The organism is Collinsella sp. TF06-26, assembly GCF_002232035.1.
GTDB lineage: Bacteria > Actinomycetota > Coriobacteriia > Coriobacteriales > Coriobacteriaceae > Collinsella.
The window spans coordinates 1-15243 of record NZ_NKXR01000015.1 but is presented as its reverse complement, the minus strand read 5'-3'; the positions used below and the strand labels follow the sequence as shown (position 1 = coordinate 15243).

At 62.7% G+C, this 15243-nt stretch carries 12 protein-coding genes and 1 tRNA gene; 2 read left to right on the top strand and 11 right to left on the bottom strand.

Annotated features, from left to right (window positions below; translation table 11 throughout):
• Positions 1–235: 235 nt before the first annotated feature.
• The 8 genes from CHY22_RS08415 to CHY22_RS08380 form a co-directional block, all read right to left on the bottom strand.
• The gene (locus CHY22_RS08415) at positions 236–577 is read right to left on the bottom strand and encodes a 4Fe-4S dicluster domain-containing protein (RefSeq protein ID WP_055251494.1); all 342 of its coding nucleotides are present in this window, start codon (positions 575–577) and stop codon (positions 236–238) included.
• A gap of 7 nt (positions 578–584) precedes the next feature.
• Positions 585–1673: a nickel-dependent hydrogenase large subunit gene (locus CHY22_RS08410; protein WP_089573466.1), complete on the bottom strand. Its 1089-nt coding sequence runs from the start codon at positions 1671–1673 to the stop codon at positions 585–587.
• Positions 1674–1678: 5 nt separating this feature from the next.
• Entirely contained in the window at positions 1679–2395 is a 717-nt protein-coding gene (locus tag CHY22_RS10100) for an NADH-quinone oxidoreductase subunit C (protein ID WP_089573465.1), read from the bottom strand.
• Positions 2395–2979: an NADH-quinone oxidoreductase subunit NuoB gene (gene nuoB, locus CHY22_RS08400; RefSeq protein WP_089573464.1), complete on the bottom strand. Its 585-nt coding sequence runs from the start codon at positions 2977–2979 to the stop codon at positions 2395–2397. Before nuoB ends, CHY22_RS10100 begins: the two co-directional genes overlap by 1 nt.
• Before the next feature lie 12 nt (positions 2980–2991).
• The gene (locus CHY22_RS08395; RefSeq protein WP_089573463.1) at positions 2992–5874 is read right to left on the bottom strand and encodes a proton-conducting transporter membrane subunit; all 2883 of its coding nucleotides are present in this window, start codon (positions 5872–5874) and stop codon (positions 2992–2994) included.
• A gap of 287 nt (positions 5875–6161) precedes the next feature.
• The gene (locus CHY22_RS08390) at positions 6162–6557 is read right to left on the bottom strand and encodes a helix-turn-helix domain-containing protein (protein WP_089573462.1); all 396 of its coding nucleotides are present in this window, start codon (positions 6555–6557) and stop codon (positions 6162–6164) included.
• A gap of 449 nt (positions 6558–7006) precedes the next feature.
• The gene (gene bilR / locus CHY22_RS08385) at positions 7007–9037 is read right to left on the bottom strand and encodes a bilirubin reductase, long form (RefSeq protein ID WP_233502867.1); all 2031 of its coding nucleotides are present in this window, start codon (positions 9035–9037) and stop codon (positions 7007–7009) included.
• Positions 9038–9566: 529 nt separating this feature from the next.
• A tRNA-Met gene (locus CHY22_RS08380) sits at positions 9567–9643 on the bottom strand.
• A 197-nt stretch (positions 9644–9840) separates the two neighbouring features.
• On the opposite strand from CHY22_RS08380, the gene CHY22_RS08375 reads away from it, so the two are divergent.
• Positions 9841–10614: a type III pantothenate kinase gene (locus CHY22_RS08375; protein WP_055285368.1), complete on the top strand. Its 774-nt coding sequence runs from the start codon at positions 9841–9843 to the stop codon at positions 10612–10614.
• Between the two features lie 194 nt (positions 10615–10808).
• Here CHY22_RS08375 and CHY22_RS08370 read toward each other — a convergent pair whose 3' ends face one another.
• From CHY22_RS08370 to CHY22_RS08360, 3 genes are all read right to left on the bottom strand, one after another.
• On the bottom strand, positions 10809–11510 hold the full coding sequence (locus tag CHY22_RS08370) for a hypothetical protein (protein WP_089573460.1): 702 nt from the start codon (positions 11508–11510) through the stop codon (positions 10809–10811).
• Positions 11511–13256: a dihydropteroate synthase gene (folP, locus tag CHY22_RS08365; RefSeq protein WP_089573459.1), complete on the bottom strand. Its 1746-nt coding sequence runs from the start codon at positions 13254–13256 to the stop codon at positions 11511–11513.
• A 94-nt stretch (positions 13257–13350) separates the two neighbouring features.
• Positions 13351–14103, bottom strand: a complete 753-nt coding sequence (locus CHY22_RS08360; protein ID WP_089573458.1) for an NAD-dependent protein deacylase — start codon at positions 14101–14103, stop codon at positions 13351–13353.
• Positions 14104–14238: 135 nt separating this feature from the next.
• On the opposite strand from CHY22_RS08360, the gene CHY22_RS08355 reads away from it, so the two are divergent.
• On the top strand, positions 14239–15057 hold the full coding sequence (locus CHY22_RS08355) for an exodeoxyribonuclease III (RefSeq protein ID WP_089573457.1): 819 nt from the start codon (positions 14239–14241) through the stop codon (positions 15055–15057).
• The last annotated feature ends 186 nt before the right edge of the window (positions 15058–15243 follow it).

The window sequence follows — 15243 nt, the reverse complement described above, 5'->3', positions numbered from 1 at the left end:
GCCATTTCAAAACTATGCCGGTTTACTACGATAAAAATAAGATCCCCGACCACGCGTGACTTTTTCGCAAAACCGCAAGCCGTCTACCTGCGGTTTTGATTTTGCCAAATGCGGCGCGGTTGGGGGTAGGCGATTTATCGTAGTAATCCGGCATAGTTTTGTTCGCGGCGGCACAGCCGCGCGTTTAAGCGCGGGGCCGGTGGGGCAATTTTGCCCCACCGGCCCCATCCCAGTGCTATTCCGGCTTGGTTTCTACCGTGGGAGTCTTGTCCGCCGCGACTGGAGTGCGGGCGGTGTCCATAGTCAGGCAGTGTTTGGGGCAGCTCTCGATGCACTCGCCGCATACCACGCAGGCATACGGGTCAATCGACCACGTTCCTCCCTTGCGATCAACCGCGAGCGCGCCCGCCGGGCAGCGGCGCGCGCACATGCCGCAGCAAATGCACACGTCCATGTCGTTAACGATGTGCCCACGCAGGCGCTCGGGTGCCGCGAGCTTCTCCTGCGGATAGCACACCGTTACCGGCTGCTTGACCATAGAACCCAAGGCCGTCTTGGCAAATGTCAGCAAACTCATGCCGCGCCTACCTTTCCGTGCAGCTAATGCAGGGGTCGATGGTCAGGATAATCATGGGCACGTTGGCAATGAGCACGCCCTGCAGCGCATGCGTCAGACCCGCCAGATTTTGCGACGTCGGCGTGCGCACGCGAAAACGGTCCAAGTTCTTGGTGCCGTTGCCGCGCACATAGTAATACGCCTCGCCGCGCGGCTGCTCAATCACAACCTCGCCGCGCGCGCCGTCGGCCGGCGTGAGCTTGGTACGCCCACCGATACCGTCGTGCGGAATCTTGCCCACAAGCTCCTTGATGATGTCCATAGCCTGCGTGACCTCGGCGCAACGCACCTGGCAGCGGGCATAGCAGTCGCCATCGGTAGCGACAACCGGCTCAAACGCAGCCAGGTCCGCATAGGCACCGTCGCCAAACATGCGCACGTCGTAGTCCACGCCCGAGGCGCGCCCAAACGGGCCGACCATCGAAAGCTCCAGCGCGTCCTTCTTGCTGATCACGCCCACGCCATGCAGACGCTCGCCGCAGCTGTCGTCGTCCAAAAACGTATGCACCAGGGCCTCGTAGTCGGGACGCATGGCATCGAGTGTCTGGACAATGCCCGCCAGCTCGGAGTCCTCGATATCGTGCTTAAGGCCGCCGATCTCGTTAATCGACAGAATCACGCGCCCGCCGCACGTGCTCTCAAAGATCTTGAGAATCTGCTCGCGCAGGGTCCACGACCGATAGAACAGCGCCTCAAAACCAAAGGCGTCGGCGAGCAGGCCCAGCCACAGCAGATGCGAGTGGATGCGCGAAAGCTCGTGCAGAATGGTGCGGATATACTGCACGCGACCAGGCACCTCGATGCCGAGCATACGCTCGCAGGCGCTGGCGTAGCCGCAGCTATGGCCCACGGCGCAGATGCCGCAGATGCGCTCGGCGATGTAGCCAAACTGATGCATATCGCGCTTTTCGGTGAGCTTCTCGAGTCCGCGGTGCACAAAGCCGATCTGCGGAATTGCCTCGATGACGCGGTCGTCTTCGATCACCAGGTCCAGATGAAGCGGCTCGGGCAGCACCGGGTGCTGCGGGCCAAACGGAATAACGGAGCGATGTGCCATGGACCTTACGCCTCCTTTTTCTGCTTGTCGCGGGCGGCCTTGGCGGCAAGCGCCGCGCGGACCTTGGCCGCTTTCTCGGGATCCATGGCGGCGAGCTTTGCCTCCATCTCGGCGGCCTTGAGCGCCGCCTTCGCAGCAGCCCCATCGTGCTGAGTATCGGAGCCGGCAGCCGCAGCGGGCTGAGCAGCGGCGCCCGCGGCATCGCCGGCGCCCGCAACGCCCTCCCCTGCAGCAGCCGCAGCCGCGGCGGCCTTCTCGGCAGCGGCCTTGCGCGCCTTGGCCTCGGCAGCCGCGCGGACCTTCATGGCCTTCTCGCGCGCGGCCTTCACCTCGGGCGTGATAACGCTCATGGGCTCGGCAGTCGAAACCTGGTAGAAAAAGCCCTTAAAGTCGATCTGCATATCGGTAATGGCAAGACCAAACAGGTCGTGGGCCTCATTTTCAAATGGGAACACCGCGGGGTAATACGAGCTGATGGACGGAATCTCCTGGTACTGGTCGATGCCCTCAACCACCAGATTCTCGATCGCATAGCTGCCGTCCTGCGCAATATGTTCCTGAGCAGCGTGAACGTTGATAAACGTATAGACCAAGCGATACGAGCCGTCGTCGACGTTGCGCTCGGTGTGCATTTGCACAAAGCGCGCGCCGACGCCCTTGAGCGCCTGGACATGCGACAGGAGCTCGTCGATCCCAACGGTGGTATAGATAGCCTTTTGCATTACTCGGCCTCCTTTGCAGCGGCGGGTGTCCCAGCAGGTGCGTCGCCAGCGGCGGGCGCGTCGCCGGCCTCAGCCGCGGCCACAAACCCGTCCTCGCCCAGCTCAACGCCACCGTCCCAGGTGGCGGCGCCGCCCACGGTGAGCGGATCGCCGCCGGCGCGCATCACGGCCTCCTTCTGGTCCAAGATGCCGCACGCCTCCACGATGGCATCGATCACCGTCTCGGGGCGAATGGCGCACCCGGGCGCGTACACGTCCACGGGAATCGCGCGGTCCACGCCGCCGATCACGTTGTAGGCATCGCGGAACACGCCGCCCGAGCACGCGCAGATGCCGCACGCCACCACGCACTTGGGCTCGAGCATCTGGTTGTAAATCTGACGCACGACGGGCAGGTTCTGGGCATTGACCGACCCCGTCACCAAAAAGATGTCCGCATGCTTGGGGTTGCCGGTGTTGACCACGCCAAAGCGCTCCGCATCGAACAGTGGGGTAAGCGAGGCCAGCACCTCGATATCGCATCCGTTGCAGCTCGAGCCGTCGTAATGAATAACCCACGGTGAGCGCGACATTTTATGATCCATGGATGCCGCCTCCTAAATAAACACGTCGACGAGGATGGGCATAAGGTTGAGCAGGCCAAACACCAGCGCCACGCCCCAGCCGAGCTTAAAGCAGCTGCGCCAGGTGCTGCGTGCGAAGGTGTTGTCGATCAGCACCTCGACAAAATACGTCGCGGCCATCACGACCAGGGCTACGACCCAGCTCACCGGGTTGTCCCAAACAAAGAACATGCCCACCCACATCAAAAACAGCACGGTCTCGCACCAGTGCATAAGGGTCATCTTGGCCAGCGTGCCGCCGCTCATCTCGGTGGCGACGCCCTGGACAATCTCCTGATGCGCGTGATGCGAGTACGAAAGATCGAACGGCGACTTGCGCAGTTTGATGGTAAGCACCGCGAGCAGCGCGAGGAAAATGGGCGCGCTGTACACGATGATGGGGGCCGACTGCCCCGTCACGGCGATGGAATCAAAGCTATCGGTGGCAAGGTAGAGGCCCACGCTCATCAGCAGAACGGCGGGCTCGTAACTCATGACCTGCAGCAGCTCGCGGTCGGCGCCAACCTGGGCAAACGGGCTTTGCGTCGAGGCGGACGCCAGCACCACAAAGATCGCGGCGAGCGTCACCATAAAAGCGCACAGTAGCGTGTTAGAACCCGACACAAAGATGCCGCCGCCCACGACGGTGAAGATGAGCGCGCATGCCATATAGGTATCGTCCATGGTGTTTACGCTGGCAGGGGCCTTGCGCAGCAGCTTGGCAACGTCGTAGAACGGTTGCAGCAGGCGCGGGCCCACACGGCCCTGCATGCGGGCCGAAAGCTTGCGGTCAAGGCCGTCGATCAGGCCTCCCACAAGCGGCGCAATCAAGGCAAACGCCACGGTACCAATAAATATGCCCACGACACCCGAACCTTCAAAATACTTACCGCGCAGCACCGAGGGCGCGCTCATGGCAAGTCTCTCGGGCCCAATCCACGCGCAACACAGCAGCGCAAACAAGATAATGCTGCAACACACGACGCTACCCGCGGGGCCAATACGCTTCTCGCCAAGGGCGTCCTCCGAGTACCAATTGCGCTTTTCGGCCTTCACCTCGTGTCCCATCGAGCCACGGAAATGGCGATATTTGTCGGTCCCCACACCCGAAAGGTACACGTTGACGTGCGGTTTGTTGCTCACGCGGAATGAAGTCAGCAGCACCACGGCGATAAACGCCACGATAACCACCATCAGATACATGGAGTCCTTGCCAATAACGTACGGCACGCGGCCAAACACCATGGCCAAGTAAGGCGACACCAGGCCGCTCGAGATGAGCGGGAACGCCACGCAGCAAAGAATCAGCAGCGCGGCGATGGTGTTGAGGGCCATCCATTCGGTCTTATGGACATTGACCTCAACGTTTTGAGCCGTGGGGTCGACGCCCGAAAGCTTGGCAAGCCACTTGCCCCAGAAGAAGAACGTCGCGGCCGAGCCAAAGGCAAGCACCATGATCATGAGCACGTTGCCGGTCTGCGCGAACGCCACCAGGGCGCCCCACTTGGACACGAGCATGCCAAACGGTGCCACGAACATGCCCATGATGCCCAGCATCATCAGACGCGTAAGGTGCGGCATGCGGCTGAACATACCGTCCATGTCCTCGATATTGCGGCTGCCGATATGATGCTCGGCCGTGCCCACGCACAGGAACAGCAGCGACTTGGCCACCGTGTGGAACAGGATCAGGAAGATGGCGGCCCATACGGCCTCGGGCGCGCCGACACCCAAGCAAGCACTGATGAGGCCCAAGTTGGAGATGGTGGAGTACGCGAGGACGCGTTTGGCGTTGCTCTGCGAGATGGCCATGAGGGCAGCGAGCAAAAACGTGATGGCACCCACGCTCGTGACCATAAAGCCGGTCACGGGATAGATGGCATAGAGCGGGCTGAGCTTGACCATCAGGAACACGCCGGCTTTGACCATGGTTGACGAGTGCAGCAGGGCACTCGTGGGCGTGGGGGCAACCATGGCACCCAATAGCCAAGTGTGGAACGGCATCTGTGCGGCCTTGGTGAGCGCGGCAAGCGACAGCAACAGGACCGGCATCACCAGCAGCGCGGATTGCGCGGTTCCGGCGCTGGAAAGCTCGATCATGCCCGAGATGGTCAGCGGCATGCCGTTAACGTGCAGGTACATGAGTCCGGCCAAAAACGCGATGCCGCCCAGCATGTTGAGGATGATCTGGGTGAAAGCGTTTTTTATGGCCTCGGGCGTGCGCGTGTAGCCAATCATGAGGAACGAGCACACGGTGGTGATTTCCCAGCCACAGAACAGCCACTCAAGGTTGTCGCTTGTCACGATGACGAACATGGCCGAGAGGAACAGGAACATAAGCGCCAGGAACTGCGGGCGTCGGTCGGGCGCCGCCTGCCCGCGCAGCGCTGCCTCGTGCTCGTCGTGGGCCTGGAAGTCCTTCATGTAGCCCAGGGCGTACACGCAGATAAGGCTGCCGACAATGCCGATGGCAAGCACCATGATCACACTCATGTAATCCAGGTAGAGCGGCGTGGCGGTGACAACCTCGGCCGCGGGCAGCGTCATGGCAGCGAAGGCAACCGAACCCACCAGCTGCACCACGCCGAGCACCGTGGTGAGCGTGCTCTTATATTTACGCGCGTTGTACAGGATGACGGCGCACAGGATCACGTCGATGACGGAGCTGATGATCGAGAGCACATGCGAGGTGCCGGGGGCAACCTCGAAGCTCTGCGGGCCCGTGCCAAAAAACATGACGGCGACTACAACCGTCACCGCCATAATGATGCCAGAGCCTACAAGCCCTACCGCATCGCGGGCGCGGTCACCGCGCGCGAGCAGCATGCCCAGCGCCGGTACCAGCGGAAACAGGGTAAGGAAATACAGTAGCGTCATACCATCACTCCCCCATGCAAAAACGCTGCAATTGTTTAACGTTATAGCTCAGTTGAGGAGTAGCGGCGGCGGGTTTTCGGTCAACTGGGGAGTTTTAGGCGTACGGGGTAACGAGTCTGTCCGCTTTGGAGCAGAGAGGCGACGCTCCCCCTATCGCGGCGGCGGGCGCACGGGCCACTGCGCGCGGTTTATTAACCACTTTGGAGGATGTTCCAGTAGGCTCACGACGGTCCAAAAAGTTGGCGCGGCAAGAAAAATGCGCCCCTGTGGGCGCACCATCCCGTTCGCTATTCCGCCTTTTTAACGCGCGGCTTGCGACCGCGCGGCTTATCAACCAGCGCGGACTCACCGCTCTCGCGATACTGGCGGCACCAAGCCTTGACCGAAGACTCGCTGGGAATCTTGTGCTTGATCATGGCCTCGCGAACCGTTAAGCCGTTTTCCAAGCGGTCCTTGACCACGGCGAGCTTAACTTCGTACGAATAGGTGTGATGATGCGAACCGGCGTTGAGAACGGCGTCGGCACCGCCTACGGCATACGCGCGGGCCCACTGACGAGCCGTGGCCTGGGGAATGCCAAGCTCCGCGGCGAGGGCGCGATGACCGACCCCCTCTTGGAGGATCTCGACGGCGCGCTGCCTAACCTCGGGCGCATGCGTGCGAGTCCTAGTTGCTTCCGACATACCTGCCACTTCTTAGCCTTAACCGTTAATCTGCTTTCTTACGTGCAAGTTAGATAGTAGCATTTTACTGTTTGCTCAAAGCAGTTAATTAAAATAGACGCGGCGTTATCTGGGCATTTGGCACCAATTTACGACATTTCTTTATCGATTATTTACGCTGGTAGCTGACTCGCAGCCAATCGTCATTCGCCTGTCAACAAAATTGACACCTCTTTATGTCCTTTGCTATAGCGGATATGATTATTAACCCCTCCCCCAATAATTTTGAGTAATCGGCAAGGCAGTAGACGTCCTTACTCCTCATGATTACCGCGCATTGCCATCCACCGGAGCAAAACAAAAAGGGCGGGGCCTGCTGCGCTTGCAGGCCCCGCACCGGTTGACACCCGACGGGACACAGCCGGGCGAGGCGGATCCGTGCTACCGCCCCGCCTGGCTGCGATGTTCAACTACAGCTCGTTGGCCGCGTGATACGCCGTGCGAATGGCGCTCGCAATGTCGGCGGTGCGCTCGCCCGAGCAGTCGCCCACGCAGGTCACGGGCACCGTCACGCCATCCAGGTCAAACGCGTTGGCCTTGGATCCCACGGCCATCACCACGTAATCGCAGGCGATCTTCACCGGCTCCTCGGGGCCGTCCTCGGTGGTGTGCACGGCCTCCACGCCCTCGTCGGTAATGGCGGTCAGGCGGGTCTTAACGTGCTGTTCCACGTTGTGGGCGGCGAAGTCGCTCATGATCAGCGGCAGAATGGTCTCGGACTCGCCCGCGGCAATCTTGTCGAGCATCTCGACAATCGCCACCTCGCAGCCGTGCTGCAGCAGGTACTCGGCAGTCTCGGTGCCCACCAGGCCACCGCCAATGACGGCGACGCGCCCGCTGAGCTCCACCTTGCCGGCCAGCACGTCCCAGCTCGAGACGACCTTGTCCGAGTCGGCACCCGGAACGGGGATGACCACGTCGTGCGCGCCCACAGCCACAATCGCGGCGTCGGCGGCGTTGAGATCCGCGGGGCTAGCGGCATGGTTGAGCTCGACCTTCACGCCCAGGCCGGGCAGAATCTTCTCGTAATACTCGACCGAGCGCATAATCTCATCCTTGCGCGGAGGCGCGGCTGCCAGCACAATCTGGCCGCCCAAGTGATCGCTCGCCTCATAGACGGTCACGTCGTAGCCGCGCTTGGCCGCCACGCGCGCGGCCTCCAAGCCGGCAATACCGCCGCCCACCACGGCGACCTTCTTGTCGCCCTCGCCCGGCTTGATGGCGATGGTCGCCTCGTCGCCGTTCTCGGCATTGAGCACGCACGAGATGTACTTGCGGTTTTGAATCGCGTCGACGCAGCCCTTGTTGCAATTGAGGCACTCGCGAATGGGCTCACCCGTGGCGGCCTTCAGCGCAATGTCGGGGTCGCACATGAGCGAGCGGCCGTACGCGATGATATCGGCCGAACCGTCTTCCAGAATCTTCTCGCCGGCCTCAACCGAGACAACGCGGCCGACGGTTGCCACCGGCACGGAGACCAGGGCCTTGACGCGCTCGGCCACGGGCAGCGTCCAGTTGTAGGGCATGGCCCCCATGGGCGGAATGGTGTCGCCCATGTTGCCGGTGTGGTTGGCCTGTGCAACCTGGATCATGTCGATGCCGGCGCCCTCGAGCAGCTTGGCAAACTCGCAGGCCTCGTCGGGCTGCAGGCCGCCCTTGCCGCGCGGCGTGCCGTCGGGGTTCTCCATGATCACGGGGAGCTTGTACTCCACCATCAGCTGCGGCGCGGCTTCCTTAATGGCGGCGACGACCTCGAGCGCATAACGGACGCGGTTCTCGAACGAGCCGCCGTACTCGTCGGTGCGCTGGTTGAGGATGGCCGAGCACAGCGAACCCACCAGGCGGTCGCCGTGGACCTCGATGGCGTCGATGCCAGCCTGCTGCGCGCGGGCGGCCGAGGCGGCGATGGCCTCTTTGATCTGGGTGAGCTGCTCCACGCTCGCCTCGTTTACAAAGTGCTGCATGTCGTGGTGCAGCTTGGCGTAGGCCTGCTTGCGAATCTCGTTGGACTCGGCCATCTTGGCGGCAAAGGTCTCCTCGTCGCCGGCGGCCTTGGCCTCCTGCGCGGCCTTGGCAGCGGCCATGGATCCCATGACCATGCGGCCGACACCGGGCACATCGTACTCGGGGTGGAATAGCTGCAGCGCTATCTTGGCACCATGCTTGTGGACGGCGTCGGCCAGCGCCTTAAACGTGGGGATCTGAGCATCGGTCGCCAGCTTGGGCGTGGGGCTTGCGGTCATAACGGGAGCAACGTCGCCGATGACGATGTAGCTCACGCCGCCACGGGCCAGGCGCTCGTAAAAAGCCAGGCTGCGCTCGCCAATGGAGCCGTCGCGCTCCTCGTAGCCGGTGGTCAGCGGTGGGAACATAATGCGATTCTTGAGCTCAAGGGGGCCAACCGTAATGGGCTGGAGCAGCTTGGTGGCAGGTGCGGTCATGGACATTCCTCTCTTGTAGGCGCGGCGGCGATGGTGCCGCGTAGTTGTCTAGAGGATATGGCATGGGAGCACGGCGACGCAACGGAAATCGGCGGACAGCAGGTAGCGGCAGGTGGATGGGGCGGGGCGACCCGTCGGCTTGTCTCAATCTGTAACAGTTACTTGGCAAAACCGGGGTCTACCTGTTACAAATCGAGACATTCCTCTCAACCCATCCTCAACAATCTAGATCTGTAACAGCTAGGCCCACTTTTGACCCCTACCTGTTACAGATTGAGACAAACCAAACCCGCCTGCCAGAAAATCTCAATCTGTAACAACAACTCGGCAAAATCCGTCCCTCGTGTTACAGATTTAGACAAACGGGACCCAACCCACCGGTATATCTCGATCTGTAACACCTGGCCGCCCAAATCGGGTCTAGATGTTACAGATCGAGATTTTGTTTGAGATGTTGGGAATTGGGCTGAGAGAACAGTCCCGGAATAACAAAAAAGCTCGCCGGCTAGGCCGACGAGCTGCAAGTTCTTGGTCGCGGGGGCAGGATTTGAACCTACGACCTCCGGGTTATGAGCCCGGCGAGCTACCAGACTGCTCCACCCCGCAATGTCTGGGCGCCTCATGTGCGCAAGAAAGAATATTACGTGGGAGTTCGGTAAACGGCAAGGAAAATCTCGTAGAGCATAATTCCTTCATATTTAAAACCCCTCAGCCCATATCGCCGTGAACGAATCGCAGCCGAGCGCCGCCGACGGCACGTATACAATGGTGCGCGTCCTTTTACGCCGACACCGGGAGTAGACATGCTGCTCGCTATCGATATGGGAAACACGCAGACGGCCATGGGCCTGTTTGACGGAGACGAGCTGGTGCAGTCGTGGCGCATGCCCACCGACCGCTCCTATACCGCCGACGAAATCCACGTGCGCCTGATGGGTTTCTTTAAGATGTACGGCCTTTCGCTCGACGCGGTCGACGCGATCGCCTTTGCTGGCGTGGTGCCGCAGCTCTCGCGCGAGTGGCACGCCGTGGCCGACCGCATTGCCGCGGACGCCATCGTCATCGGACCGCAGACGGCCGCGGTGACCAAGCTGCGCGCGGCGCGTCCCCAGGCCGTAGGCGCCGACCGCGTCGCCAACGCCGTTGCGGCCGAGACCTTCTACGGCGCGCCGGCAATCGTGGTGGACTTTGGCACCGCGACCAATATCGACGTCATCGATGAGGACGGTTATTACATTGGCGGAGCGATCGCGCCGGGCATCCGCATCTCCATGGACGCACTTGCCGCCCGTGCCGCCAAGCTCGCCAGCGTGCCGCTCGAGGCGCCCGAGCACGCCATCGGCCGCGATACCGAGGAGTGCATCAAGGTGGGCGCCGTAATGGGCGCCGCCGCCATGGCCGAAGGCCTAGTCGCGCGCATGAAGCGCGAGCTGGGCCGCGAGGACGCTACCGTTATCGCCACGGGCGGCCTCGCCAGCATCGTCGCCGATTCGACCGATGCCTTCGACGTGGTCGACGGCCAACTCACCATCAAAGGCATCTGCGAAATCTACCGCCGCATGCAGGAGCTGGGGTAGGACAGGGCCCAAGTCGAACACGAGCGCGAGCGGCGAACTAGGCAACGCATCGGTCCTATTCCTCAAAAGCGAAAATTTTTCGGTTTTGAGGAATAGGACCGAGATGCCCCCTGCAGTCACACAGAAGCTCTCCCCGGTGCAAGCCGAGGAGAGCTTCTGTTGTCATCGTTGTCTTTGAGCGCTGGCACCCCGCGTTACAGCCCGCGAATGCGTACGGCCTCGGGCGGAAACTCCTGCTCGCCGGCGTCGGTCTTGATGGTCGCGCGGCCCCAGATGTCCAGGCCCGCGAACACGCCCACCGCGAGTGGCAGGCCGTTGGGCGACACCGCCGCAACCTGGCGACCGAGCAGCGGCACCATGTCGAAGTACTCGCCCAGCACGGGAGCCAGCGGCCCGGCGGCGCCCTGCGGCGTGTTGGCAACAGCCGCCCAGGCGTCCATACGGGTCAGCACGGCGGCGGCCAACTCTTCGACCAGCGCTTCGTCGGCCACATCTACACCAAGCTCGCCCAGCGCCGCGCGCTCAATATCCACCGTCACGGCACCGAACATGCCCGCAGCACCGGCGCCACCGTTGACGGCGACACGTGCGAACGACGTCTCAAACGCGGGCGCGCCACACACAATATCGCTCGGCCACTGAATGCCCACCTTGCCGGCAAGGCCCAGGCCTGGCGTCGACGTCGTGCCCGCGAGCGCGTCCATCATGCCCATTGCGGCCACAAACGGCAGACCGTGGAAGGCGTGCATGTTCACGTCGGGGCGAACGACCAGCGAAAACGTCAACGACGCCTCGCCGGCACTCCAGGCGCACCAACCCGCGGACTTGCCCTCGCGACCCGCATCGCGCGCGGCGTCGAGCTCAGTGCCAGCGGCTACAGCGTTCATCTCAATCATCTACATACGCCCCAATTCGCCCACGATATGGCCCACGCGATCCTCGGGCTCCTTGACCTCGACGCCGTTGTAGCGGAAGAACCGCGCCGGGTCGTGCATCAGGTCCTCGAGCGGCACCAGCACAAAATCACGCTCGCCAATGAGCGGATGCGGCAGGCGCAGCTTTTTGCCGCCGTGGGTCTCGCCGTCCATCCACAGCAGGTCCAGGTCGATGGTGCGCGGGCCGTTGACCTTGGCCTTCTTGGAGCGGTCGCGCCCAAGCTCGGCCTCGATCTTCATAAGCTCGTCGAGCAGCACCAGCGGCGCCAGCTCGGTCTTAATCTCGATGACGGCGTTGGCAAACGCGTCCTGACGCGTCTCGTAGGCCGGTTCGCTCTCGTAGATGCGTGAGCAGTTGGACACGCAGGTGAGCGGGATCTCGGCGATCATGTCGCGCGCGGCGCGGATGTTGTCGCAACGATGCCCCAGATTGGAGCCCACGGCCACAAACGCGCGACGCGGCTGCGGCTTGGCAACAGCCCAGTAACCGTTCAGGAACTGCGCAAACCCCGCGACGTCGTGCACGCGCACGATGTTGGCACCGGCCTGGATAGCGCCCAGGCACACGCCAAACGTGGCGGCATCGCGCTCGGCGGCCTCGGTCACGCCCGAGACAGCGCCCACAAAGCGCTTGCGCGACACGGCGCACATGAGCGGATAGCCCAGCGACGCCATCTTGGCGGTCTCGCGCTGGATGACAATATCCTCGTTGGCCGTCTTGCCAAAGCCCGGGCCCGGATCGATGCAGATGCGGTCGCGCGACACGCCGGCGTGGATGAGCGCGCGGGCCTGATCGGACAGAAAGCCCATGACGCGGCGCATGATGGGCGCCGAATCGGGCAGGGTAAAGCGGCGAAGCTGCGAGGTGGGCACATAAGCCTCCTCGCGGCGAGCGCTGCGGCGCATCATGGCGGCCAGGTGGTCATTGGGCTCCGGCGCGGTTTCGGTAGCCGCGGGCGTGGCCTCGGGCGCAGCGGCCTCGGCGGCAGGCGCGGCCTGCTCGGCGCCCGGCGTCTCCTGCCCCAGCTCGGCTGTAGGCTCGGCCGCGGGCTCCGGATCGCCAAACGGCAGTGAGGGCTGCACCACGCCACCCGGGAGCTTTGCTTCGGGCTTAGGGTCGCCCAGCAGCTTGCCACGGCGGCGACGAGCGGGCTTCTCGGCCTCGCGCGCGGCCTCAGCAGCCGCCTCGCGCGCCTTCTCGGCAACAAACGCCGCGGCCGAGGTATCGAGCTGCACCGTCGCGTGCGTACGAGCGGGAGCGGCGACCTCGCCAGCGTGCATCACGATAACGCCGCAGGTGCTCGTCTTAACAAACTCGACCATCTTGGGGTCGGTGAATCCCGTCACGTCGTTGACGATAGAGGCGCCGCAGCGCACGGCCGCCTTAGCAACTGCCACGTGGCGCGTGTCGATCGAGACGATGGCGCCCTCTTTGGCCAGCGCGCGCACCACGGGCAGCACGCGGCGAGCCTCCTCGTCGGGGTTGACCGGGGTAAAACCAGGGCGCGTGGACTCGCCGCCTACGTCGATGATGTCAGCGCCGGCGTCGAGCATCGCCAGGCCGTACTCGATGGCGGCATCCGGGTCGAAGTGTTCCCCGCCGTCGCTAAACGAATCGGGCGTCACGTTGAGGACGCCCATGATGCGCGGACGGTCAAAGCTGAGCTCGTACTTTCCGCACCGCCATGTCTTGCTATCGTTCGCCATGAACATCCTCCTCAAATGCCCGCGCCGCCGCGCTCGGGCGCAGGCGGCGGGGTCGCTTTGCAATCAGTCTTTCTATTGTATCCGCGCACACGGGCTAGAACGCAAACGCGGCCGCGATGTCGCAAGAAATCAGCAGGTCGGCATTTGCATCCTGATCGGTGGGAGCAAGATTGCAAATAGCCAGCGTATCGCCGGTAAAGTGACGCGTAAGGCCCGCCGCCGGATACACCACGAGCGAGGTCCCGCCCACAATGAGGGCATCGGCCGCGGCGATGGCGGCAACGGCGCCGGTCAGCACGTGCTCGTCGAGCGGCTCCTCGTAGAGCACCACATCGGGCTTGATGCGCCCGCCGCACGCGGGGCACACGGGCACGCCCGCGGCATCCTCGTGCTCGCGCGAGCAAATCCATTCGGCACTATAGACCGCGCCGCACGACTGGCAAATGTTGCGATGGACCGATCCGTGCAGCTCGAACACGCGCTGTGAGCCGGCCATCTGATGCAGGCCGTCGATATTTTGCGTCACCACGGCATTTAGCTTACCGGCGCGCTCCAACTCGGCCAGCTTGGTGTGGCAGCGGTTGGGCTTGGCGCCAAGCGCAATCATCTTGGTGCGGTAGAAGTCGAAGAACTCGGCCGGATGCGCCTCATAAAAGCTATGCGAGAGCATAGTCTCGGGCGGGTAGGCAAACTGCTGGTGATACAGGCCGTCCACGCTGCGGAAATCGGGGATGCCGCTCGCCGTGGAAACACCGGCGCCGCCAAAGAACACCACACACTTGTGGGTACCGAACAGCTCCGCCAGTGCGGCGGAGGCCTGCTTGGGGTCCGATATTGCCTGCGTCATATGAGTCCTCCGTCCTTGTTGGTCGGGCAGCATCGGGCGACATCCCGGCATGCGGCCTTTGAGTCAGCACGCGCGGAGCCCACCCCGCCCCTGTTGCGCTAATCTTAAGCCTGCAAACCCCGTCGAAAGGACACCATGCCTCAGACTTACACTTTCGCCTCGTGGAACGTCAACGGCCTGCGCGCCGTGCTCAAAAAGGACCCGAGCTTTATCCAGATCGCGCAAGAACTCGACGTCGATATCCTGGCGCTGCAGGAGACCAAGCTGCAGGAGGGCCAGGTCGATATCGACCTGCCCGGCTATCACCAAACCTGGAGCTACGCCGAGCGTAAAGGTTATTCGGGCACTGCGGTCTTTAGCCGCCAGGAACCGCTGCGCGTGCTGCGCGCCGACGCACTGCTACCCTACGCTAGCGAGGGCGAGACGGCAGAGCTCGTGGCGCAGGCCGCGACCGAGGGCCGCGTCTGCGCGCTCGAGTTCGACAAGTTTTGGTTTGTCGACGTCTATACGCCCAACGCCCAAAACGAGCTCGCGCGCATCGATGTGCGCATGGCCTGGGACGATGCCTACCGCGGCTTTTTGAGCGCGCTTGAGCGCGAGGCCGGCAAGCCCGTCGTAACCTGCGGCGACTTTAACGTGGCGCACGAAGAGATCGACCTTAAGAACCCCAAGTCCAACCGCGGCAACGCCGGCTTTTCGGACGAGGAGCGCGGTAAGTTTACCGAGCTCCTCGACGCCGGTTTTACCGACACCTGGCGCGCGGCAAATCCCAACGTCGAGGGCGTCTACAGCTGGTGGAGCTACCGCTTTAATGCCCGCAAGAACAACGCAGGCTGGCGCATCGACTACTTCCTGGTAAGCAACGCAATCGCCGGCAACGTACGCGACACCGGCATCCACGGCGACATCTTCGGCAGCGACCACTGCCCCGTCACCCTCACCCTAGAGCTCTAGCCCCAACTAATCCCCTGGGGACGGAGGAAAAGAGACCATTTTCACCTCGCGAGGGCATCCACGCGGCCCGCTTGCCACGAAACTGGCCCATCTACTACGTTTAAGCCACTACCCTCAACCACAGCGAACAACGCAATCAGAACCACCCTTAAAAAGGGTGGTTTGCTCTTAGGGTATAACCCACGG

What these genes read in the sequence shown, in the direction of transcription:
- CHY22_RS08415 (WP_055251494.1), bottom strand. Translation starts at nt 577, where the DNA reads ATGAGTTTGCTGACATTTGCCAAGACGGCCTTGGGTTCTATGGTCAAG.
- CHY22_RS08410 (WP_089573466.1), bottom strand. Translation starts at nt 1,673, where the DNA reads ATGGCACATCGCTCCGTTATTCCGTTTGGCCCGCAGCACCCGGTGCTG.
- CHY22_RS10100 (WP_089573465.1), bottom strand. Translation starts at nt 2,395, where the DNA reads ATGCAAAAGGCTATCTATACCACCGTTGGGATCGACGAGCTCCTGTCG.
- nuoB (WP_089573464.1), bottom strand. Translation starts at nt 2,979, where the DNA reads ATGGATCATAAAATGTCGCGCTCACCGTGGGTTATTCATTACGACGGC.
- CHY22_RS08395 (WP_089573463.1), bottom strand. Translation starts at nt 5,874, where the DNA reads ATGACGCTACTGTATTTCCTTACCCTGTTTCCGCTGGTACCGGCGCTG.
- CHY22_RS08390 (WP_089573462.1), bottom strand. Translation starts at nt 6,557, where the DNA reads ATGTCGGAAGCAACTAGGACTCGCACGCATGCGCCCGAGGTTAGGCAG.
- bilR (WP_233502867.1), bottom strand. Translation starts at nt 9,037, where the DNA reads ATGACCGCACCTGCCACCAAGCTGCTCCAGCCCATTACGGTTGGCCCC.
- CHY22_RS08375 (WP_055285368.1), top strand. Translation starts at nt 9,841, where the DNA reads ATGCTGCTCGCTATCGATATGGGAAACACGCAGACGGCCATGGGCCTG.
- CHY22_RS08370 (WP_089573460.1), bottom strand. Translation starts at nt 11,510, where the DNA reads ATGATTGAGATGAACGCTGTAGCCGCTGGCACTGAGCTCGACGCCGCG.
- folP (WP_089573459.1), bottom strand. Translation starts at nt 13,256, where the DNA reads ATGGCGAACGATAGCAAGACATGGCGGTGCGGAAAGTACGAGCTCAGC.
- CHY22_RS08360 (WP_089573458.1), bottom strand. Translation starts at nt 14,103, where the DNA reads ATGACGCAGGCAATATCGGACCCCAAGCAGGCCTCCGCCGCACTGGCG.
- CHY22_RS08355 (WP_089573457.1), top strand. Translation starts at nt 14,239, where the DNA reads ATGCCTCAGACTTACACTTTCGCCTCGTGGAACGTCAACGGCCTGCGC.